Below are 21887 nucleotides of genomic sequence, written 5' to 3' on the forward strand. Positions count from 1 at the left end.
TAAGGAGATTGGGTTATGGCTTTTACTTCGGTACAATTTGTGGTTTTCCTGGTTTTGGCGGCCACGTTATATTTCCTAACCCCGAAGCGTTACCGTTGGGTAACGCTTTTGATTGTTAATTATGTTTTTTATTTTTTTGCAGGGGCAGGATACTTTCTTTATTTGCTGGCAACAACAATAACAATATTTCTCGGAGGACTTAAGCTGGGCAATATGTCCGCTAAAAATAAGGCGGATTTTGCGGCAATAAAGGGAACATTAGATAAAGAACAAAAAAAAGCATGGAAAGCCAATTTTATAAAAAGGAAACGGGCTGTTTTAATTCCAACCATGCTTTTTAACCTTGGTATTTTGGCAGTATTAAAATATTCAGGTTTTGTTGGCGGTAATTTAAATGCTTTGTTTGGGCGCTTTTCCATTAATTTGGAAATGCCTGTCTACAGCTTTTTATTGCCTTTGGGAATTTCTTTTTATACCTTTCAATCAGTAGGGTATTTGATTGATGTTTATCGGGAAAAATATGAACCAGAGCGTAATTTAGCACAGTTTGCTTTGTTTATATCCTTTTTCCCCCAGATTGTGCAAGGACCCATTGGCAGATATAATGATCTGGCGGAACAGCTTTATCGACCCAACAGCTTTTCTTATGAAAGGGTAAAGTTTGGCGTGCAGTTGATGCTATGGGGTGCTTTTAAAAAGCTTGTGATTGCAGATCGGGCAAAGGTGATTGTGGATACGGTTTTTGGATATCCGGAAACCTTTGGTGGTACTTATGTTGCGGTAGCGGCTTTGGTTTACTGCATTCAGCTTTATGGAGATTTCTCCGGCGGTATTGATATTGCCACGGGGGCTGCTCAGGTATTGGGTATTCAATTAGAAAAGAACTTTGAGAGGCCTTATTTGGCAACCAGTATTCCTGATTTTTGGCGTAGATGGCACATTACCTTGGGTGCATGGTTTCGAGATTATGTTTTTTATCCCCTTTCTTTATCAAAATTTTTTACAAAGGTGGGAAAAAAGGGACGTCAGCTTTTTGGAAATTATATTGGTAAATTATTACCTGTTTTGATTCCCCAGTTTATCATTTTCTTCCTCATTGGTATTTGGCATGGGGCAGAATGGAAATATATTGCCTTTGGTTTTTACAATGGCACACTGATCGTTTTAGGAATTTTGTTTGATCAGCCATTGAAAAAATTGATACAAAAATTTGAAATTCGAACGGAGTGCTTTAGCTGGCATTTATTTCGAGTTTTGAAAACATTAGTACTCGTTGCTTTAGGTAAAATTATTACCAGAGCACCCGGCGTTGGAGCCTCTGTTTATATGATGCATTCCATGTTACGAAATTGGAATAGTGATATTTTAATCAATGGCGGATTATTAAAACTAGGGCTGGATATCCAAGATTTGTGGCTTTTGTTTTTGTCGTCCTTGGTGTTTTTGACTGTCAGCTTACTTCAGGAATCAGGAGTACAAATTCGCCAAGCATTATCTAAGCAGAATATATTGTTCCGCTGGTTCATTTATTTGGCGGCAATTTTCTCGTTAATTATGTTTGGCGTATATGGCTTGAATTATAACGCCTCCGACTTTATTTATAGGGGGTTTTAAAATGAAAGGATGTTTCAGAATCGTGACAAGGTGTATTGCCTTTTTTATCGTTTTTTCAATCATATTTTCCAATACCTCTGATTATTTACGGCGCCCAGATGATGAATCCGATGAAATCCATGCTTTTTACAATGAACCAAAGGATTCCATTGATGTACTCTTTATGGGGAGCAGTCCCATTTTGCGAGGGGTATCCCCAATGGTAATGTGGGATCAGGAGGGGTTTACCAGTTATGTTCGGGCATCAGCACTACAGGCACCCTCTGTTACCTACGGTCTTATGGGGGAATCCTTGGAGTATCAAAAGCCTGAACTGGTAGTGCTTTTATGTGATAACATTTTCCTTGATTTTGACTATGTTGAGAGGGAAGGTGATTTGAGAAGGGCTTTGGATGGTATGAAAATATCTAAGTATAAATTTGAAATTGTGAATGAGATTACTTCTGCGGATGACAGGCAAACACTACTCTCCTATATGTTTCCACTGTTTCGGTATCATGAACGTTGGAAAGAAGTAGATTGGGCTGAGGCAGAGCCAGCCCCCCTTATGGAACATTCTTTTAAAAAAGGAAATGTTTTTCTAAGAGGTGGTGAACCCTTGGAGTATCCGGAAAATTTCATGATGCCTTCTGATGAGGCTTCTCCTGCATTTAATGAAAGTGCGAAAAGCTATATTGAGAAGACCATACAACTTTGCAAGGAAAAAGATATACCTGTATTGATGCTTCATATGCCCAAAATGTTATGGAGCTATGAACAAAGCTCAGCAATGGAGGATTTTGCAAAGGAAATGGGAGTGGATTATTTGGACTGTGACCGACAGGAAGTTCGGGACATGTTGAATTTAGATCCAGCCGTGGATTATTATGATCAAGGACATATGAATTTAGGTGGTTCTATCAAATTTTCTCAATGGTTTGGAGCATATCTTGACAACACCTATGACTTGCCTGACCATAGAAATGAGGAAGCATATAAAAGCTGGAAGGAAGACTACAAAGCTTACGCAGACAAAACAAAATAGCGAACACTTTTTCCTGAGCAACAATCGATGAAATGACAATTTTTCTGCGAAGATACACTATTTTAGAATATTTACTGAGAAATAAATTGTAGAAAAAATTGAAAACCTGTTTTGCCCTATGGCTTTACAGGTTTTTTGTTTAGCATGAAAAATGATTTTCAGCATAGAATCAACTTCTGATGAATAGTTTTGTAGTAAGACTAGATGAGTGAGGATAGCCATGGAAAATGATAAGTACCCATATGTAAACTTACCACTGCCCTATGCATATGATGCTTTGGAGCCTTTTATTGATGCACAAACTATGGAAATACACCATGACAAGTATTTGCAAAACTATATTAATAATCTAAATAATACGATTAAAGATTATCCTGAGTTACAGCAGTTAACCCTAGAGGAATTGATCAGAAATGCTGTTTATTTATTGGATCCTTTACGGATACCCATACAGAATAACGGTGGGGGAGTATATAATCATCGTATTTATTTTAATGGATTGCAGCCACCAACAGGAGTGCGCCCTCAGGGCAGACTGATTGACATGATTGAGGCGCAATTTGGAAGCTTGGACAATTTTTTAATTGTTTTTAAGACAGAGGCTTTGAAAATATTTGGTTCTGGCTATACTTGGCTGGTTTTTGACAATGGAAAATTAAGAATTATTACAATGCCCAATCAAAACAGCCCTCTTTTATTAAACTATTGTCCCATTATTGCTTTGGATGTTTGGGAACATGCATATTTTTTAAAGCACTATTATATGAGAGGTGCTTATATTGATGATTGGATGCAGGTTATTAACTGGGATGTAGCCAATCAAAATTATATGGAGTGCCTTAGCAATTTCAACAAAGAGGATGTCATTACTGATGTAAATGAGTAAAGAAAAACTTTATTAAAAAATTAAAGGGACATAAGGCAAAAGGCCTTGTGTCCCTTTAAAATTGTAAAGGTAAGATACAATTCTAGTTAGTTATACAACTTTAATATTCCATTTCTGCATCCAATAATTAATTTGAACCACATAAGCCAGCATTTGCGGTCCTGCCATGAGCTGACCGTACCAAGGCTTTCCGTAATCGGATGGGCTTTTTAGGAAGGTTTCCACTTTTTTTCGGTCTAAAAACTGTAGCACGGGAGAAGAAGAATCCTCCATAATTTCCGTAACCATAGAAGCCAGCAAGGTTTCATAATTTTTGTCATAAATTTTGGGGTAAGGGGACTTTCTCCGGAATAAAACATCGTCGGGAATTAACCCGATGCCGCATTCTCTTAATAATGATTTTACCACATCATTTCTTGTTTTCATTTCCCATGGTACATTCCACACATATTCAATAAGCCTATGGTCTGCAAAAGGAACCCTTGCTTCTAATCCGCTGTACATACTGGTTCGATCCATACGGTCTAATAGGGTTTGCATAAACCATTTCTGATTTAGGTATGCAATTTCTCTTCTGCGGGCTTCTTGGGGAGTATCCTCTGCTAATTTGGGTGTCTCGCTGACGGATTTTGCATATGTCTTTGCTACATAATCATCCATATCAAGATATTCAATGAAATCGTCCTTTAACAAAACCTTTCTTGCTTCTAAATCCATTGTCCAGGGGAAGGTGTTTGCTTCAAAGCATTCTTTTTTATGGAACCAAGGATAACCGCCAAAAATTTCGTCAGCACATTCTCCTGTTAATGCTACTTTATTATACTGCTTTACTTTGGAACAAAAATATAAAATGGAGGAATCAATATCTGCCATGGCCGGTAAATCTCTGGCATCCACAGAATCCTTCAAGCAATTGGTTTGATCTTGAATACTGCATTCCAAGTAGCGATGGTTGCTATTTAGGTGCTTCACCATAATATCCACGAAAGGCCTATCTTGAGAAGGCTGAAAGGAGGAAGCTTTAAAATATTTCTCATTTCCTACAAAATCAAAAGAAAAAGTGTTTAACTGCTCTCCTTTTTTGGCTAGCTCTGCAGCACAGACAGCGGAAACCAAACTGCTATCTACACCGCCGGACAAAAAGGTACAGATAGGTACATGGGATACCATTTGCCGTTTGATGGAATCAATGAGCAATTCCTTTGTTTTTTCTACGGTTGTTGCATAATCATCTTCATGGACGTGGCTTTCCAGCTTCCAATAACAATTTGAATGAACTCCTGAAGGGGAGAACATCATGTAATAACCCGGTAGGAGCTCGTCAATTCCTTTAAACACGCCTTTGCCATAGGTTTTTGCCGGTCCAATGCTGAAAACCTCGTTAAGTCCTTCTTTATCTACCTTGGGCTCAATGCCTGGATAGGCAAAAATACCCTTGATTTCAGATGAGAACACAACTTCATGATCAAAAATGGAATAAAAGAGAGGTTTTATGCCGGATCGATCACGATAAAGCAGCATCATATTTTTTATGGGGTCGTAGATGGCAAAGGCAAAAATGCCGTTCAGTTGTTTTACAAAATCCGCTCCATACTCCATATAACTCACTAATATAACCTCTGTATCCGAATCAGTATCAAACGTCCAACCCTTTGACAAAAGGTTTTCCCGTAACTCGTCGGTATTATAAAGTTCACCATTGTAAACAATGGCCCAAGTTTCACCGCTCATGGTTCTTGTAATCGGCTGATGTCCGGTTTTTAAGTCAATGATAGAAAGCCTTGCATGAGCAAAGCCGGCATTTGAAGTTAAAAAAGCTCCACAGTCATCAGGGCCTCTATGACGTTGAACGGTATACATGTCTTCTAAAATTTTTGAGTAATAGGCTTTTTGTTCCAGATAATCTTTTTTGGGATTGAAAAATCCGGCAATGCCGCACATAGTATACGCCTCCTAATTGCTAAATTAAAATACAAGCTAAAATAAAGGTAAAGAGAAAACCAATTCCTACTGGTAGTAGGTTTTTTCTAGCCAATTCTATTGGGTTAACATTACAAATGGCTGCGGCGGGAATTAATCCCCAAGGAACAATGGTGCCACCGCCTACAAAAATTGCTGAAATCTGACCTAAAGTTGCCAAAATGGGAACGGAGCAATGAACTGCTGTTCCAAAAGTGTTTGCTAAAACACCAACCAGAGGAAGGCCGGAGAAACCGGAGCCATCAAGACCTGTTAAACCGCCGATGACCATTTGAATAAATACAACGACATATTTATTTAATGGGGTTATGCCAGCTAACCAGATTGCCCAGTCGTTTAAAATACCACTTTGATATTGTTCCCCTAAAATATAGGTAATACCATCACCGCCCAAGAAGAAAAAGCCGCCGATGATGATAACGGGAGCAAAAATTTTAATGGCAAACAAAAATCCATCTTTAATATAGTACGTAACTTTTTCTAGGCTTTTTTGTTTAAAACCGATGATAGAAGAAATAATCATAACCAGCAAAGCTGTTCCTGATACCAAACTTGTGGCGTCTCCGCCTTTCAGGTCATATACGAACATAAAAATAATGTCGCACAGGAAGGCTACGGGGGTAAAAATTGCAACAAAAAGTGCTGCTTTTGAAGGTTTTGGCTGAGGAGCTTTCTCACTGCTTTGTGTATATAATATGCTTTGATTTTTGCTCACCATAGTTTTTTTGTTTAAAAGAAATGCAGAAACCACTGTTACAATACTCATGGTAAGAAACAAGGGCATTCCTGTCTGCAAAATGTTTTGGGGTTCAATGCCTGCGGATGATGCGGTAATTGCAGGTGCTCCTTGTATCACTACGTCCGAACTCAAAGCAATTCCGTGGCCAAACAGGTTCATTGCCATTGCCGCCGCAAGGGGTGTTAATCCTTTTTTCACAGCCAAAGGTACTAAAATGGCACCAACTAATGCAACAGCGGGGGAAGGCCATAAAAACATTGAGAAAATCATCATGGTGATACCCAAAATCCACCAAGCGATATAGGTGTTTTTCATGATTTTTGACATGGAACGCATCATCAAATAATCACTGCCCAAATCAGACAGACATTTGGATAAAGACGTAACCAATGCAATGGTTGCAATGATTTCCATAAATTCCTTTGATGCATATAGAACGGCGTGAAAAACGGATTGGATACCGCCTACTAAGCTGCGGCTACTAACAAGCCCTAAAATAAATATAAAAATAATACAGACGATGGGCGTGTCTTTCCTAAAAATCATTGTTACAAGAATGGTTAAAACGCCGATGAGGTAGATAAAATGGATGGGTGTAAGGTGAATCGCTAAGCTTGGCATTACGATACCTCCCTCAAAAAATGATATAATACAATATTCATTTTATGGAGATATGTGCCAAAGTGAGATGTGGAACGAGATGCAAGAAAAGACTTCGCCTAAGCTGTTTTATGTAGATAATTACAAGAAACAGATAGAAAACTATGGAATGTCTGGATTTTTGAACAATTGTGTTTTATAATAAATGATATATATGCGTTAATATGAATAAAATGCTGTTTTTTGCATCTGCGCAATGTGTTTTGATTACGGATATGCGTGTTATAATTGGATTTAGGAGGGTTTACATGAATTTCACAGACTTGAAATATGTAATTGAGATTGATAAATGCGGTTCAATTTCTTTGGCGGCAAAAAATCTTTATGTTGCACAGTCGAATTTAAGCCGGGCAGTGAAAGAGCTGGAACAAGAATTTGATATTGTTATTTTCAGACGAACACCAAAAGGTGTAATCACAACCAGAGAAGGGCAACGGTTTTTGCGTCATGCCAAGGAGATTCAATATCAAATCAATAATCTGACCAATGCATATTCCGATTTTAACGACCACGGGGTAAACCTAAAGATTTCCGTACCAAGAGCCAGCTATATTTCTGAGGTTTTTACTAATTTTTTGAATACGCTGGATGAGGACGATAATATGCGTATTCACTACTGTGAAACAAATTCCAGCAAAACCATTCAAAATGTATTGGATTATCATTATGACATTGGAATTATTCGGTATAATGTTATGCACGAGGGATATTATTTATCTTTATTTAAACTAAAGGACTTATCCTATAGATTGATTTTAGAGTTTGATTACTTGTTGCTTACTTCCAAAGACAGTATCATTGCGGATAAACATATCAGAGCGGATTCCGATTTGGATGGGTGTATCGAGGTTGTTCATGGGGATGAAAGACTTCCTACAGGTGGATATATTGATTTAACGGAGAATGACAGAGAAGAACGCTGTCAGAAAAAGGTGATTTATCTTTATGAAAGGGCAAGTCAATTTGAAATTCTTTCAACCGTTCCAAATACATATATGTGGGTTTCACCTATTCCTGATGAAACTCTTGAAAAATATGGGTTGATACAAAAACGGTGTGGATCTTACGCTAAGTATATGAAAGATGTATTGGTGTTCAAAGAAAATCATGTGCCAAAAAAATATGAAAAGCAATTGGTGGATAAGTTAAGGGAAAAAACCAGAGAATTTGGTTGCTATTTGTAACAGACCAAGGAAGAAAGACTGATTTTATTGAAAAATGGGTTTTAAAGTAAATATCTTATGGATTTATTGGGCATAAAAGCGTTTAAGTGACAAATGATTGATTGGTTATGGCTTGCATTTGAAATTGTGCAAGCTTTTTTTTATTATGTAGCAGCGTCGAAAAATAGCGAATTGAATTCGTAAATTTTAAGAAAAAAAATAAATCAAGTTTTATATTTTTTTTATGTAAAAGCATATTATTTTGAATTGTTAAAAAATTGATAATATCATACAAATTTAGGTGGATTTGATAAAGAGGTTTTTAATTACTTTTTTTGTAAAAATAGTTTTTTTGTACGAAAGGATGTACAAAAAGACTAATTATGAACATCATGAATCCACTTCCTATTTCAATTTTAAACACAATGATAATATACCACAAATTTTTGTCCATATAAAAAATGATATAGGCTATTCGTTTAATCGGTATGGACGGAAACAAAGATTTTTATTGATTAAAACGATTTTCGATGTTAGTATTAGCATCAAGAAGGAAAAGCGCACAATATTGCATGTGATATATTTTGTCAAATATAAGAAATGCACAATGCGATCTATTCTTTCCTCTAGTATTGCTCTCTGTGTCAATAAAAATACCCCATCTAAATTTTATATTTCATATACAAAAAATAGATGGGGGATGCGGCAGTGCGTGCAGTACCGTTCCTGCACTTAACAATAGAAAAAAGAAAAAAATCATGTTAACAGACTAAAATTATGTAAGGGGGATTTTAAATGGCAGTAGAAAAGAAGAAAGAAGCAGCTCCTGAAACAAAAAGACCCGAAATCGTAAACAGTGTTGAGACCTTAAAGCACAGAATTGCTGAGGTTAAGGAGGCACAGAGGATTTTTTCTACTTATACACAAGAACAGGTAGACAAAATTTTCTTGGCGGCAGCAACTGCAGCCAACAAGAACAGAATTCCTTTGGCAAAAATGGCGGTTGAAGAAACCAAGATGGGTGTTGTAGAAGATAAGGTTACAAAGAACCACTTTGCTTCCGAATATATCTATAATGCGTTTAAAGATAGACAAACTTGCGGTGTTTTGGAATATGATCCTGCATTTGGTATCAAGAAGATTTATGAACCTATCGGTGTTATTGCAGCGGTTGTTCCTACAACAAACCCTACATCTACTGCAATCTTCAAATGCTTGATCTGTTTAAAGACAAGAAATGGTATGATCGTTTCTCCTCACCCCACAGCAAAGAATTGTACAATCGCAGCAGTTAAGACTGTATTGGATGCAGCTGTTGAAGCTGGTGCTCCCGCAGGTATCCTTGCTTGGATTGACGAACCTTCCATCGAAATGTCTGTAGAAGTTATGAAAGATGCAGATATGGTATTGGCAACAGGTGGTCCTGCAATGGTTAAATCAGCTTACTCCTCCGGCAAGCCCGCTGTTGGTGTAGGTAATGGTAATACTCCTGCATTGTTTGATGAATCCTGCGATGTCCTTATGGCAGTTAACTCTGTAATTCACTCCAAGACATTTGATAATGGTACTATTTGTGCTTCCGAGCAGTCTGTAGTAATTATGGATAAAATTTATGATAAATGTAGACAAGAGTTCCTTGATAGAGGTTGCTATATCTTAAACGAAGAGGAAAAGAATAAAGTTGGCAGAATCATTTTGAATGCAGCTGGCAATATCAATGCTCAAATCGTTGGACGTAGCCCTTATCAGATTGCACAATTGGCTGGTATTGAGTGTCCAAAGGATGCAAAAATCCTCATTGGTGAAGTTTCAGAAGTGGATGTTACAAAAGAACCATTTGCTCATGAAAAACTTTCTCCTGTTTTGGCGATGTACCGTGCAAGCTCTTTTGATGAAGCAATGGAGATTACAGATAGATTGGTTATCGACGGTGGTGTTGGTCATACATCCGTACTGTATGTAGATCCTGTAAAGGCTCCTGAAAAAGTAAAACGTTTTGAAGAAAAAATGAAAACATGCCGTATTTTGATCAACACACCTTCTTCTCATGGTGGTATTGGCGACCTTTATAACTTTAGACTTCTTCCTTCTCTTACCTTAGGTTGTGGTTCTTGGGCTGGCAATGCAATTTCACACAACGTGGGCATCGATGAATTAGTGAATATCAAAACGGTAGCTGAGAGGAGAGAAAACATGCTGTGGCTTAGAACTCCTGAGAAGGTTTACTTCAAGAAAGGTTGTACACCCGTTGCATTAAAAGAATTAAAAGATGTATATAAATCAAAAAAAGCATTCATCGTAACTGATGGTTTCTTATTTAAGAATGGCTATACAAAGTCCCTTACAGATCAGTTGGATGAAATGGGCATTACACACCATGTATTCTTCGATGTAACTCCTGACCCTACATTGCCTTGTGCAATTGCCGGCGCAGCTGCAATGAAAGAATTTGGTCCTGACGTAATCATCGCTCTGGGCGGCGGCTCCGCAATGGATGCTGGTAAGATGATGTGGGTAATGTATGAGCATCCCGAAGCAGACTTCTCTGATTTGGCAATGCGCTTCATGGATATCCGTAAGAGAGTATTCGTATTCCCTAAGATGGGTGAGAAAGCAATCTTCGTTGCTATCGCTACATCTTCCGGTACTGGTTCCGAAGTTACTCCTTTCGCTATCATTACAGATCCTTCTACACAGACAAAATACTCTATCGCTGACTATGAAATCATGCCTACAATGGCAATCAGTGATGCAGATATGATGTTGGATCAGCCTAAGGGCTTGACAGCTTCCTCCGGTATCGACGTATTGACTCATGCTGTTGAAGCATATGTTTCCATGTTGGCTACCGACTATACAGATGGTTTGGCTTTAAAGGCAGCGAAATTGGTATTTGATTACCTGCCTAGAGCATACAAATATGGCCGTGATGATATTGAAGCTCGTGAAAGAATGGCTAATGCATCCACAATCGCTGGTATTGCATTCTCCAATGCATTCTTGGGCGTAAACCACTCTATGGCTCATAAATTAGGTGCACATCACCATGTACAGCACGGTGTTGCAAATGCATTGTTGATGACAGAAGTTATCAAATACAACGCTGCAGAGGTTCCTAAGAAGATGGGTACTTTCCCTCAGTATAAGTATCCTCATACAAAAGAACGTTATGCAGAGATCGCTACATATTTGGGTATCACTGGCAAGGATGATCAAGAAAAAGTTGATAACTTCATCGCTAAGATTGAAGAACTCAAGGCTACTGTTGGCATCGCTAAATCCATTAAGGAACACGGCGTTGACGAAAAAGCATTCTTGGATAAATTGGACATCATGTGTGAAGAAGCATTCGATGATCAGTGCACAGGCTCTAACCCTAGATATCCTCTGATGAGCGAAATTAGAGAAATGTACTTAGCAGCTTACTACGGTAAATAATTAACATACTCCATATTTATTAAGAAGGCCGTATAGAAATATACGGTCTTTTTATTTTCTACTATTTGAAATTTATTCCTTCTTAGATGATAAAATATTTTTTGCTATGCTAAAAAGTAAAAATGGATTGCAGTTTTTTAACTGCAATCCATTTCAATTTTAGTTATTTTTTTTAGATTTATCTTTTTTCGCAATTTCCATATGAATTCTTTTGTTTTTGATTTTCGCATTTTTCATGCCTACCAAAACATCTTTCACATATTCCTTTGGAATATCAACAAAGGCGTAGTCGTCATATAGATCGATGGCACCTAATACTTTGCCGGGAACACCGGTTTCGTTTGCAATAGCGCCTACAATATCTTTGGTACGAATTTTATTCTTTTTGCCAGCATTGATGAAGAGTCTAACCATCTTTTCGTCATCGCCGCCATAAACCTCAGTTCCGCCTAAATTGATATCATCTAAAACATCCAATTCATCAACATTTACGTTTGAAAGGTGATTTTTTAATAAAGCTGCCGCAATATCAATGGCTGTAAAATCCTCTTGCATTAAGCGGTCAACCAAATTGATATATTTGGTTAGATGACCTTCATTCATAGTATCTTTCAATTTATCTAAAAAGATATTGGTTTTCATTTCTTCCACATCGCTTAAAGTAGGGAGTTTTTGCTGTGCGATTTTTGTTTTTGTATAGCGCATAATATCGCGAAGCTTATAAATTTCCTTACCAACGCAGAAGGTAAAAGCCTTACCGGATTTTCCTGCACGACCTGTACGACCAATTCGGTGTACATAATATTCTTCATCTTGAGGAACATCATAGTTAAATACAACGTCGATATCATCAACGTCGATACCTCTTGCAGCAACATCCGTCGCAACCAAAATCTCGATGGTTCCGTTACGGAATTTCTGCATAACCTTATCACGCTGAGGCTGTTTTAAGTCTCCATGAAGACCTTCAGCAAAATAACCACGGCCTTGCAAAAGTTCAACCACGTCATCTACACGTTTTTTGGTGTTACAAAAAACCATAGCCAGACGAGGGTCATATACATCAATGATGCGGGTCAAAGCATCCAGCTTTGTTTTTTCCTTTACATCAAAGTAAGCTTGCTCAATATTGGGAACCGTTAATTCTTTACGAACAACCTTTATAAACTCTGGGTCTTTCAAGAATCTTCTGGTAATATCCAAAATTTCAGGGGATAATGTTGCTGAAAATAACAGTGTCTGATGGTCTTCTGGAATTTTAGTCAAGATCATTTCAATATCTTCACGGAAGCCCATATCCAGCATTTCATCGGCTTCATCTAGTACCATCATTTGAACTGTTTCCATTTTTAAAGTGCGACGGCGCATATGATCCATTACACGGCCGGGTGTACCAATTACTACATGAGCACCTTTTTTTAAGGCAGCAATCTGTCTATCGATTGGCTGACCGCCATAGATTGGTAATACACGAATATTTTCCTTGTATTTCAAAAGCTTTCTGAATTCTTCACTAACTTGAATTGCCAGTTCTCTGGTCGGGCAGAGAATTAATGCCTGTAAACGCCTATCATCGGGGTTTACGCGCTCTAAACAGGGGATACCGAAAGCCGCAGTTTTACCGGTTCCTGTTTGAGATTGACCGATTACATCCCTACCTTCTTTTACTACACTGATTGCCATGGATTGAATTGGTGTTGCTTCTTCAAACCCCATGTCCAATACTGCTTTGCAGATTTCGGGGGATAAATCTAAGTCTTGAAATTTTAAATGCTCCATTCTTTGTTTCCTTTCTTCTTTCCTGAGCCGAAGAGAACCACAAAAAAGGAAGTTGCTTGTCAGAGGTCGCCCTCCACGTTTTCTTTCGACTACAAATTTAGTTATGAGTGCTTTCGCAATTGGCATATTCTGAAGATTCGTTAATATACCTATTTTAAATCCCTTTTAAAGCACTGTTTTTATGGGGTTCTAAAAATAAAACCGCAAACTATATATTAACAGGGAAAAATATTATTTGCAAGGGAGAATTCTCTGTTATATAATAAATTGTTACTAATATACAAGAAAAGTTTAGAAATAGGAGGAATTTTGATAATGCAGATAATTGAAGCCATTGTTTTAGGCTTAATCCAAGGGCTAACAGAGTTTTTGCCAGTAAGCAGTTCGGGACATTTGGTGTTGCTCCAAAATCTTTTTGGCATGCATGAAGCAACACAAGCATTTACTATTTTGCTGCATGTTGCCACACTGATTGCTGTATTTGTATATTACTGGAAGGATATTTGGGCTTTGATTTGTCACCCCTTTCAGCGTACCACGGCATTGCTGATTGCCGGGACAATTCCAACGGTAATTATAGCATTATTGTTTAATGATACTTTTGATTCCATTTTTGGTTCAGGAAAATTTATTGGATTTAATTTTATTTTTACCGGTTGTATCCTTCTTTATGCAGATAGTCGTAAAGGTGGTAGAAAGAAAATTCGTAATATGTCAATTTTTGATTCCTTAGTGGTTGGCTTAATGCAGGGTGTAGCGATTTTACCTGCCGTTTCCCGTTCCGGTATGACAATTAGTGCCTGCCTTGGCAGAAATATGGATCGAGAGAATGCTGCTCGATTCTCCTTTCTGTTATCCATTCCGGCGATATTGGGTGGTATGGTCCTTACCATTAAGGATATGATAACAGGGAAGGTTGTATTGACAGAGGCAATTGGATTAATACCAATGATTGCAGGATTTATTGTTGCTGCCATATCAGGTTATTTTGCAATTCGTTTCATGGTAAGTGTGATTAAAAATGGAAAGTTGAAATGGTTCTCTGCATATGTGTTTATTTTAGGCAGTATTTTAATTTTAGATCAGTTTGTTTTACATATCATAGTAAAATAAAATCCAACTCGATTTTAGGAAATATTAATTTATTTATCAAGCTACTTCAATGGCAACGAAAGGTTAGTGAAAGCGTGTTATCCCAGTCCATGGGCAAAATATCTTCAATGCCAGTACCCTCATTTAAACATTCCTTTCTTTGTTTTCATTTGTAAATCTTTTGGAGATAAGCTAGTTAATATTTTTAAAACACATCAGCCTGTATGCAAGACAATTATCTGCCAAGCAAGCGGGCTGTTATTTTTTTATAAGAAAATGTTTTTGAAGGGATTAGATTTACTCTAAATTATGTATCATATTATTTTGTACAATGCTATTATGGTAGGAAGATGCAAAAAATTGGTTGTGGCTCACCAAAGGGTTTGAAAATAGCAACCTTTTTTGCTATATTTGATAATATATTGTAAGAACGGCAGGAGGCGAGACATATGTTTTTGAAACAATTATTTCTAGAGGAATCCATACTTGGTCTGCAGGGAAATGCAGAGTTTATACTTCGGATTATTATCGCGTGTATTTGTGGCGGAATTGTTGGATATGAGAGAACAAGACGGCGGAAAGAGGCAGGCATTCGTACCCATGTAATTGTAGCAGTAGGCGCAACTTTGATGATGATTGTATCTAAATATGGTTTTTATGATGTAATTACCACTGCAGGGATTGGTGTCGATGTGTCTAGGATTGCTTCAAATGTTATCACCGGTATATCCTTTTTAGGTGCAGGTGTTATTTTTGTAAAAAATATTTCAATCAAAGGTTTGACAACTGCCGCAGGACTTTGGGCAATGGCAGGTATTGGCTTAGCTATCGGAGCCGGCATGTATTCCATAGGTATATTTACTACAATTTTTATTCCCATTATACAAGTTTTTCTTCATAGCAATTTTAATAAAAACGACAAATCATATGATGATACAATTTTAATCACCTTTTATCATGCCCCCTCTGAAATGGATTTTATAAAAAATGAGTTAAAGGCAAGGAATATTGATATTATGCATATGGAAATGGAAAAAAACCCTGATGGTACAGTAACCGTTGTTTTAGATATTACAAGAAATACAATTGTTACTTGTACTGACTTAACAGGATTTTTGGCAGATGATCCGGCGGTGAAAAGTTTTAAAATCTAATAGAATGAATTTGATAAAGAGCGGCATAATAACCCAAGACAGAGTCCTGTTTTGGGTTCTTTTTTTATTGTATTTAAAAGAAGTGTGGCTCATGAAGAATGTATTTGATGGAAATTATGAACATAATAAAATCCATTTGGAGGGCGTGGGAATGGACATTTATATCAAACCGATAGAGAAGGCACAAATTATTGAACGAAAGGTTGTTTTCTTGAAGGATATAGCTGAAGTTTTTGTTGGAGGACAAACCAAAGGAAATATCGAGGGTATAGTTGTATTTCAGATACCAAAGGATAGAGATTCTACCTATTTAATATCCGTATTGGATGTTATACGGGCTATTAATCATCAATATCCTGATGCAACGGTTTCTAATGTGGGAGAAATGGATATTCTAGTAGAGTATCATCAAAAAGATAAAAAAAAGAATAAAGTTTTTGAAGTTATAAAGGTTATATGTATGTGTATTATTTTATTTGCAGGTGCGTCCACAACAATTATGTGCTTTCATACAGATACCCAGTTACCTTTGATTTTTCAAAACTATTATTATTTGTTTTTCGGTGAGAACGTGGATATGCCGGCGATTTTGTCTATACCATATTCCATCGGCTTGGTAGTGGGAGTATTGATTTTCTTTAATCATTTTTCAAAATTTAAAGTTACTGATGACCCAACACCAATTGAGATCGAAATGACCACTTATGAAAAAGAAACGAATGCAAGTGTTGTAGATAAGCTGAACAAAAGAAGCAGAGGGGGAGGCGCAGGGAAATGATGGCAAAGGCTTTGTTGATTATCCTCGGTTTTTCCTCGGGAGTTGTTGTTTCAGCAGGTGTTTTTGCATTTATCGCAGCAATAGGCATTATTCCTCGTATGGCACAAAGAAGCATAACAGAAAAATATATTCCTTTATATGAAGATATAATTTTGCTTGGTGGATTATTTGGTACAATAACGATGTTTATTGATTTTCGTCTTCCTTCAATTCCTATATTAGTTGGAGGGTATGCTCTTGCGATAGGAATTTTTATCGGAGTTTTGGCCATGGCTTTGGCAGAGGTTCTAAATGTAATGCCAATTTTGCTACGGCGTAGCCGCATTGCAAAAGGTCTTCCTTGGATGTTATTATGCTTTGCATTGGGCAAAATGTTGGGATCGATATTATATTTTTGTGTTGATGGGTTTTATGTGGTCTAAACAAGAGGAATTTGTAATCGGATAAGAAATTTTCTAAATATAAGAGGATATGAAATAAAGGTATTTTTTTTGTATACTTGAAAATACTAATTTTGAGCAGTATAAGATACCTGCTTATAAAGGAGGGCATAAAATGGACACGAGCAAACGTGCGAAGAAAGAATATGATCAGATGGTAAAAAAAGCATCTCCAAACAGTCCGATTTTTTCGAATTGTGTGAAGGCTTTTTTTTCTGGCGGTTTAATTTGTGGTTTTGGTCAAATACTATTAGACTATTTTAGCAAAAGTTATAAAGAAGATGAGGCAGCGCTTTTGGTTTCCGTTACTTTGGTTGTTATATCGGCGGTGTTAACAGGACTGGGGCTATATGAAAAGCTGGGTAAGCATTGTGGTGCCGGAACCATTGTGCCTATTACAGGATTTGCCAATTCCGTTGTTGCTCCGGCAATTGAATTCAAGAAAGAAGGCTTGATCTTCGGAACAGGAGCTAAAATGTTTATTTTAGCTGGTCCTGTCATTGTTTATGGCACTTTTACATCCATGATAGTGGGATTAATCTATTATTTTGTAGGTAGGTGATGAAAGAATGAATGCGAAAAGAATTGGAAAACAAACTGTAAGACTAAATGAAGGCGTACGTATTCTGTCTGCGGCATCTACTGTCAGCAAAAAAGAGGGCGAGGGTCCTTTAGGCAAATATTTTGATAAAATTGTTGAAGATTCCACTTTTGGTGAGAAGAGCTGGGAGCTTGCGGAAAGCCATTTTATACAAGAAAATATGCAGCTTGCCGTGAAAAAGGCTGGGCTTAAGATGAATGATATCGACTACCTCCTTTGTGGAGATTTGTTGAACCAGTGTACTGCATCTACCTTTGGTATCATGAATTTTCAGATTCCTTTTTTTGGGTTATTTGGTGCATGCTCAACTATGGGCGAGTCCATGAGCTTAGGCGCAATGTTAATTGACGGTGGTTATGCCAATCATACCTTGGTTGGAGCCTCTAGCCATTTTTGTGGGGCTGAAAAGCAGTTTCGTGCACCTCTGGCTTTGGGGAATCAAAGACCTCCCACCGCATCTTGGACAGTAACAGGGGATGGATCTGTTGTGTTGGGCAGGAAAGGTAATTTCCCATGCATTACAGAGATTACTACCGGTAAAATTATGGATATGGGAATTACGGATGCGAACAATATGGGAGCCGCAATGGCACCGGCTGCAGTAGATGTACTTTTGAACCATTTTCAAGATACAGGAAGAACTCCCCAAGATTATGATGTCATAGCTACAGGTGACTTAGGAGAAATTGGGCGTAGCTTGGTTGTGGATTTGATGAAAAAGGAAGGCTACACCCTGGATGGGCGTTATACCGACTGTGGCATCGAGATTTTTGATAAAAATAAGCAAGATACCCATAATGGCGGTAGCGGATGTGCCTGCTCAGCAGTTACGTTTTGTGGATATTATTATCCTAAGCTAATGTCGGGGGCAATTGGCAGAATGCTCTTTATTCCAACGGGAGCCTTGCTCAGCCCAACCTCTTCACAACAGGGGCAAAGCATTCCCGGTATTGCCCATGGTGTTTGTATTGAAGGGTGCGGCGAAAAGGGGGTAAAGCAATGATTGCCTTTTTAAAAGCATTTCTAGTGGGAGGATTGATTTGTGTAATCGGTCAGATTCTAATTGATAAGACAAAATTAACTTCCGGTAGAATTTTGGTTATGTATGTTTGTATTGGCTGTATTCTTGGGGGTTTGGGGTTTTATCAGCCTATAGAGGAGTTTGGTGGTGCAGGAGCCACAGTTCCTTTAACAGGTTTTGGATTTCGATTAGCTGAAGGTGTTATGAAAGAGGTGGATTCTGCGGGAATTCTCGGCATTCTTACAGGGGGCTTGAAAGCCGCCGCAGGAGGGATAACGGCAGCAGTGGTATCAGCCTTTATAGTTGCTTTGGTTGCAAATCCAAAAGAAAAGTGAAGATTGAATTTGATGCAAAGTTTTATCGAAAGATAGGACTTTGCTTTTTCTTAGTTTGAAAATATGTAAGATTTGGCGATACGAAAGTTAAAAGGGGATATGAGCAATTTTTCTTGAAAAATGTCGGAAAAAATGGTAAAATATTTTGATGAAATTTATGGAGGAGGATTCCTAATGTCAGGACATTCGAAGTTTGCGAATATTAAACACAAGAAGGAAAAAAACGACGCAGCAAAAGGGAAAATTTTTACCATGTTAGGTAGAGAAATTCAAGTGGCGGTAAAGTCAGGTGGACCCGATCCATTGAGTAATGGCAAACTGCGAGATATTATTGCCAAATGTAAATCTAATAATATGCCCAACGATACCATTGATAGAAGTATTAAAAAAGCAGCGGGAAATGAAGAGGGCGTTGAATACGAAACAATAAGATACGAAGGTTATGGACCGGCAGGGGTTGCAGTTATTGTTGAAACCCTTACTGAAAATAGAAATCGTGCTGCTGCAAATGTTAGAAATGCATTTACAAAGGGCGGAGGAAATATGGGAACATCAGGCTGTGTTTCCTTTATGTTTGACGAAAAAGGCTTAATTGTTATTGATAAAGAAGAGGTTGAGATCGATGAGGAAGAGCTGATGATGCTGGCTTTGGATGCGGGCGCCGAAGATTTTGCCGCAGAAGAAGATAGCTTTGAAGTAGTAACTGCCCCTGATGATTTTTCAGCCGTTAGAGAGGCATTGGAAGCAGCAGGAGTACCTATGGCATCTGCTGAGGTAACCATGATTCCGCAGACATATACAGAACTTAAGTCAGATGAAGATATAAAGAAAATGCGAAAGCTTTTGGATTTATTGGATGAGGATGATGATGTTCAAAATACTTACCATAATTGGGATGAATAATAAATAAAATAGCCGTAAACCTTGAATATACAGGGTTTGCGGCTTTATTTTTTGTCTATGCGTACTAAAAACGTACTATTTCATTAAAGCATCTAGTTTTTCGCATACGGTAGTTTGCTTATTGGGGTATAAATGACTGTAAACTTCTAAAGTTGTTTTTATATTTTCATGCCCCAATCTATCCGCTACTACAAGGGGTTGAAATCCCATTTCTATTAACAAAGATGCGTGAGAGTGCCTTAAATCGTGTATACGTATTTGTTTCACTCCTGCGGCCTCAGCGTATTTATTTAGCACCACACGCAAGGTTGGGCGGCTGGCAGTAATGAGACGGGTACTTTTTCCACAGTCATATATATGCGATAGATATTCTTGTATTGCTTCACACAAAGCAATAGGGATTTCTACTATTCTTTTACTTTTCTTTGTCTTAGGTGTTAAAATCAGCTCTTCTTTATGGAGTTTAGCATAATTTTTGCTTATTGATATTTCTTTCTTAATTAGGTCAATATCTCCAACGGTGAGTGCTAATAGTTCCCCAGAACGCATTCCTGTCCAGAATAATATCTCAAAGGCTAATTTGTATTCAGGCTCTTTTACAGAAGCAATAAATTTCTTATATTCCTCTAGTGTCCAGAATTGTATATCTGCTTTCGGTTTGCCTTGTATACCTTCATATATTTTACAAGGGTTTGAAGATAGATTATAGTAACGAACTGCAAAATTAAATATGCATGATATTTGGCCATTCACTTTTTTTAAGTATAAATTGCTGTATTCATTACTTTCTAGGAGCTTATTATTAAACTGTCTTAGCGTGTTTGGTGTGATTTGGTTGATGGGCATATCTCCAAGCTCGGGGATAATTCGATTATCAACGATTGATTTTTTAACTTCGAAAGAGGTTGGTTTTAATACATTTTTACAATCCTTCATATAAAGCTCTGTCATACATTTAAACGTCATATCGCATGAGCCTGATTGCTGCTTAATAAATTCTCTTTCAAAGTCCTGCGCTTCTCTCTTAAGCTTGAAACCTTCTTTTTTCTTTTTCTTTTTGTTTCCTTGCCAATCAGTATAGTAAAATGTGCAGAACCACGAATTACGCTTATCATCCTTATAAACTGGCATAAAAATAGACCTCCTTTTGTATTTTGGGTATAGCAAATAAGGCGGTCTTATGGTATACTTTTCTTGGTTTAAAGTGGTTTAATGACCGCTGTTTTTAGTCCTTCCTGTTGGCGCAGGAGGGGCTTTTTTATTTTTACTTTACTTCAAATTGGTTGTCAACATCATCAAAATAAATTTTGTAATCTGTTGTACCTTCTTCAATTTCAAATGGGATTATACCACTTGTGTTTTTGCCTGCTTCAAGGCTACAGCTCCCAAGGGTTTCTCCTTCTGCTGGTAACAAATCAGAGCAAGACACCTTTTCGTTTTCAACTTCGATGTACACATAATTTGGATTGAAATCATAAGTTTCTTCTGTGTTGTTTTGCAGAGTTACATCGACAAGAAGCAGCTCTTTACCCTCTTTGAGTTCATCCCATTTATCCTCTTTTGTTGTAGTAGTGCCATTTAATGTGACTTGTATCGGTGAAGCAGCGGCATTGTCATCGTTAGCTACCTGTGAATCTTGTACGGGCTCCCCGTCTTTTGGTGTGTCTGAATTACTTCCACATCCAGATAAAGCCATTGCACAAACTAACATAACCATAGCAAATTTTTTCATTACATTTCCTCCCTTTGATTGACAATATATCCCATAAAGATATAATGGTATTAAGGGTTGGCTTCCATCAATCTTATCCCTCATGGTATTAGCGGTACTGTGGGGGATTTTTTATTTTCCTAATCGCAATTCTATCAACTTACGGTTTAATCCAAAAATCATAGACAGTTGGTCTATAGAACATGATTCGTATTCTCTCAATTCCTCGTCGGTAATCAATAGATTTACAGCAAATAAATTTGCTTCTCTTTCGGTTCTAGAACACAATAAGTATGTTTTATTCCTAATGAAATAACAATTTTGATTTCTATGTAGTATTGCATGTCCTAATTCATGCGCCATAACGAGCATCTTTTCTCTGTGTTCAAGGTTTTGATTTATAAAGATACATCGGTGATTTTTTATGAACAAATAACAGCCAGAGCATTTATTGAAGCTATCAAATAGCACTTCAATATTTAAAAATTCAGCAATTTCAAATGGATTAGAAGTCCCAAATTTTCTTTTGTAGTATTCAGCAACTTGTTTGACACTCTTCAATAATTAGC

The 21887-nt window shown here is 37.5% G+C and carries 19 protein-coding genes; 13 read left to right on the forward strand and 6 right to left on the reverse strand.

Annotated elements, in window-relative coordinates; translation table 11 throughout:
* The first annotated feature begins 15 nt into the window (after nt 1-15).
* From CPRO_RS05150 to CPRO_RS05160, 3 genes are all read left to right on the forward strand, one after another.
* Nucleotides 16-1614: an MBOAT family O-acyltransferase gene (locus CPRO_RS05150; protein WP_066048651.1), complete on the forward strand. Its 1599-nt coding sequence runs from the start codon at nt 16-18 to the stop codon at nt 1612-1614.
* Between the two features lies 1 nt (nt 1615).
* The gene (locus CPRO_RS05155) at nt 1616-2638 is read left to right on the forward strand and encodes a hypothetical protein (protein WP_066048653.1); all 1023 of its coding nucleotides are present in this window, start codon (nt 1616-1618) and stop codon (nt 2636-2638) included.
* A 220-nt stretch (nt 2639-2858) separates the two neighbouring features.
* Nucleotides 2859-3524 carry a superoxide dismutase gene (locus CPRO_RS05160; RefSeq protein ID WP_066048656.1) on the forward strand — a complete coding sequence of 222 codons (666 nt, stop codon included), beginning with the start codon at nt 2859-2861 and terminating at the stop codon, nt 3522-3524.
* 90 nt (nt 3525-3614) lie between these two features.
* Here the strand turns inward: CPRO_RS05160 and asnB are convergent, their stop codons facing one another.
* Nucleotides 3615-5465: an asparagine synthase (glutamine-hydrolyzing) gene (gene asnB / locus CPRO_RS05165; protein ID WP_066048659.1), complete on the reverse strand. Its 1851-nt coding sequence runs from the start codon at nt 5463-5465 to the stop codon at nt 3615-3617.
* Between the two features lie 19 nt (nt 5466-5484).
* Nucleotides 5485-6864, reverse strand: a complete 1380-nt coding sequence (locus CPRO_RS05170) for a citrate transporter (protein ID WP_066048661.1) — start codon at nt 6862-6864, stop codon at nt 5485-5487.
* 287 nt (nt 6865-7151) lie between these two features.
* On the opposite strand from CPRO_RS05170, the gene CPRO_RS05175 reads away from it, so the two are divergent.
* Both CPRO_RS05175 and adhE read left to right on the forward strand, forming a co-directional pair.
* Nucleotides 7152-8087, forward strand: a complete 936-nt coding sequence (locus tag CPRO_RS05175) for a LysR family transcriptional regulator (protein WP_066048663.1) — start codon at nt 7152-7154, stop codon at nt 8085-8087.
* 774 nt (nt 8088-8861) lie between these two features.
* Nucleotides 8862-11504: a bifunctional acetaldehyde-CoA/alcohol dehydrogenase gene (gene adhE, locus CPRO_RS05180; protein WP_066048666.1), complete on the forward strand. Its 2643-nt coding sequence runs from the start codon at nt 8862-8864 to the stop codon at nt 11502-11504.
* A gap of 159 nt (nt 11505-11663) precedes the next feature.
* Here adhE and CPRO_RS05185 read toward each other — a convergent pair whose 3' ends face one another.
* Nucleotides 11664-13283 carry a DEAD/DEAH box helicase gene (locus CPRO_RS05185; RefSeq protein WP_066048669.1) on the reverse strand — a complete coding sequence of 540 codons (1620 nt, stop codon included), beginning with the start codon at nt 13281-13283 and terminating at the stop codon, nt 11664-11666.
* A gap of 315 nt (nt 13284-13598) precedes the next feature.
* Here CPRO_RS05185 and CPRO_RS05190 point away from each other — a divergent pair, with 315 nt between their 5' ends.
* The 8 genes from CPRO_RS05190 to CPRO_RS05225 all read left to right on the forward strand — a co-directional run bounded on the left by CPRO_RS05190 (nt 13599) and on the right by CPRO_RS05225 (nt 19607).
* Nucleotides 13599-14396, forward strand: coding sequence for an undecaprenyl-diphosphate phosphatase (locus CPRO_RS05190; protein ID WP_066048671.1), 798 nt, complete (start codon nt 13599-13601; stop codon nt 14394-14396).
* Nucleotides 14397-14824: 428 nt separating this feature from the next.
* A complete protein-coding gene (locus tag CPRO_RS05195) occupies nt 14825-15529 on the forward strand; it encodes an MgtC/SapB family protein (protein ID WP_066048674.1) in 705 nt (234 codons plus the stop codon).
* Between the two features lie 91 nt (nt 15530-15620).
* The gene (locus CPRO_RS05200; RefSeq protein WP_066048676.1) at nt 15621-16307 is read left to right on the forward strand and encodes a stage V sporulation protein AA; all 687 of its coding nucleotides are present in this window, start codon (nt 15621-15623) and stop codon (nt 16305-16307) included.
* Nucleotides 16304-16729, forward strand: a complete 426-nt coding sequence (locus tag CPRO_RS05205) for a stage V sporulation protein AB (protein ID WP_066048679.1) — start codon at nt 16304-16306, stop codon at nt 16727-16729. Before CPRO_RS05200 ends, CPRO_RS05205 begins: the two co-directional genes overlap by 4 nt.
* A gap of 133 nt (nt 16730-16862) precedes the next feature.
* On the forward strand, nt 16863-17309 hold the full coding sequence (spoVAC, locus tag CPRO_RS05210) for a stage V sporulation protein AC (RefSeq protein ID WP_066048681.1): 447 nt from the start codon (nt 16863-16865) through the stop codon (nt 17307-17309).
* A 7-nt stretch (nt 17310-17316) separates the two neighbouring features.
* Nucleotides 17317-18351, forward strand: coding sequence for a stage V sporulation protein AD (spoVAD, locus tag CPRO_RS05215; protein ID WP_066048683.1), 1035 nt, complete (start codon nt 17317-17319; stop codon nt 18349-18351).
* Nucleotides 18348-18704, forward strand: coding sequence for a stage V sporulation protein AE (gene spoVAE / locus CPRO_RS05220; protein ID WP_066048685.1), 357 nt, complete (start codon nt 18348-18350; stop codon nt 18702-18704). Before spoVAD ends, spoVAE begins: the two co-directional genes overlap by 4 nt.
* Before the next feature lie 174 nt (nt 18705-18878).
* Complete coding sequence (locus tag CPRO_RS05225) at nt 18879-19607, forward strand: YebC/PmpR family DNA-binding transcriptional regulator (protein ID WP_066048687.1); 729 nt, start codon at nt 18879-18881, stop codon at nt 19605-19607.
* Between the two features lie 75 nt (nt 19608-19682).
* Here CPRO_RS05225 and CPRO_RS05230 read toward each other — a convergent pair whose 3' ends face one another.
* The 3 genes from CPRO_RS05230 to CPRO_RS05240 all read right to left on the reverse strand — a co-directional run bounded on the left by CPRO_RS05230 (nt 19683) and on the right by CPRO_RS05240 (nt 21879).
* The gene (locus CPRO_RS05230; RefSeq protein ID WP_066048690.1) at nt 19683-20738 is read right to left on the reverse strand and encodes a site-specific integrase; all 1056 of its coding nucleotides are present in this window, start codon (nt 20736-20738) and stop codon (nt 19683-19685) included.
* A 133-nt stretch (nt 20739-20871) separates the two neighbouring features.
* The gene (locus CPRO_RS05235) at nt 20872-21339 is read right to left on the reverse strand and encodes a DUF4352 domain-containing protein (RefSeq protein WP_066048693.1); all 468 of its coding nucleotides are present in this window, start codon (nt 21337-21339) and stop codon (nt 20872-20874) included.
* A gap of 111 nt (nt 21340-21450) precedes the next feature.
* Entirely contained in the window at nt 21451-21879 is a 429-nt protein-coding gene (locus CPRO_RS05240; protein ID WP_066048696.1) for an ImmA/IrrE family metallo-endopeptidase, read from the reverse strand.
* Nucleotides 21880-21887 lie beyond the last annotated feature (8 nt).

Source organism: Anaerotignum propionicum DSM 1682, from assembly GCF_001561955.1.
GTDB lineage: Bacteria > Bacillota > Clostridia > Lachnospirales > Anaerotignaceae > Chakrabartyella > Chakrabartyella propionicum.

Bases quoted from the DNA above. Each gene is read 5' to 3' on its own strand.
- CPRO_RS05150 (WP_066048651.1), top strand. From the start codon at position 16: ATGGCTTTTACTTCGGTACAATTTGTGGTTTTCCTGGTTTTGGCGGCC.
- CPRO_RS05155 (WP_066048653.1), top strand. From the start codon at position 1,616: ATGAAAGGATGTTTCAGAATCGTGACAAGGTGTATTGCCTTTTTTATC.
- CPRO_RS05160 (WP_066048656.1), top strand. From the start codon at position 2,859: ATGGAAAATGATAAGTACCCATATGTAAACTTACCACTGCCCTATGCA.
- asnB (WP_066048659.1), bottom strand. From the start codon at position 5,465: ATGTGCGGCATTGCCGGATTTTTCAATCCCAAAAAAGATTATCTGGAA.
- CPRO_RS05170 (WP_066048661.1), bottom strand. From the start codon at position 6,864: ATGCCAAGCTTAGCGATTCACCTTACACCCATCCATTTTATCTACCTC.
- CPRO_RS05175 (WP_066048663.1), top strand. From the start codon at position 7,152: ATGAATTTCACAGACTTGAAATATGTAATTGAGATTGATAAATGCGGT.
- adhE (WP_066048666.1), top strand. From the start codon at position 8,862: ATGGCAGTAGAAAAGAAGAAAGAAGCAGCTCCTGAAACAAAAAGACCC.
- CPRO_RS05185 (WP_066048669.1), bottom strand. From the start codon at position 13,283: ATGGAGCATTTAAAATTTCAAGACTTAGATTTATCCCCCGAAATCTGC.
- CPRO_RS05190 (WP_066048671.1), top strand. From the start codon at position 13,599: ATGCAGATAATTGAAGCCATTGTTTTAGGCTTAATCCAAGGGCTAACA.
- CPRO_RS05195 (WP_066048674.1), top strand. From the start codon at position 14,825: ATGTTTTTGAAACAATTATTTCTAGAGGAATCCATACTTGGTCTGCAG.
- CPRO_RS05200 (WP_066048676.1), top strand. From the start codon at position 15,621: ATGAAGAATGTATTTGATGGAAATTATGAACATAATAAAATCCATTTG.
- CPRO_RS05205 (WP_066048679.1), top strand. From the start codon at position 16,304: ATGATGGCAAAGGCTTTGTTGATTATCCTCGGTTTTTCCTCGGGAGTT.
- spoVAC (WP_066048681.1), top strand. From the start codon at position 16,863: ATGGACACGAGCAAACGTGCGAAGAAAGAATATGATCAGATGGTAAAA.
- spoVAD (WP_066048683.1), top strand. From the start codon at position 17,317: ATGAATGCGAAAAGAATTGGAAAACAAACTGTAAGACTAAATGAAGGC.
- spoVAE (WP_066048685.1), top strand. From the start codon at position 18,348: ATGATTGCCTTTTTAAAAGCATTTCTAGTGGGAGGATTGATTTGTGTA.
- CPRO_RS05225 (WP_066048687.1), top strand. From the start codon at position 18,879: ATGTCAGGACATTCGAAGTTTGCGAATATTAAACACAAGAAGGAAAAA.
- CPRO_RS05230 (WP_066048690.1), bottom strand. From the start codon at position 20,738: ATGCCAGTTTATAAGGATGATAAGCGTAATTCGTGGTTCTGCACATTT.
- CPRO_RS05235 (WP_066048693.1), bottom strand. From the start codon at position 21,339: ATGAAAAAATTTGCTATGGTTATGTTAGTTTGTGCAATGGCTTTATCT.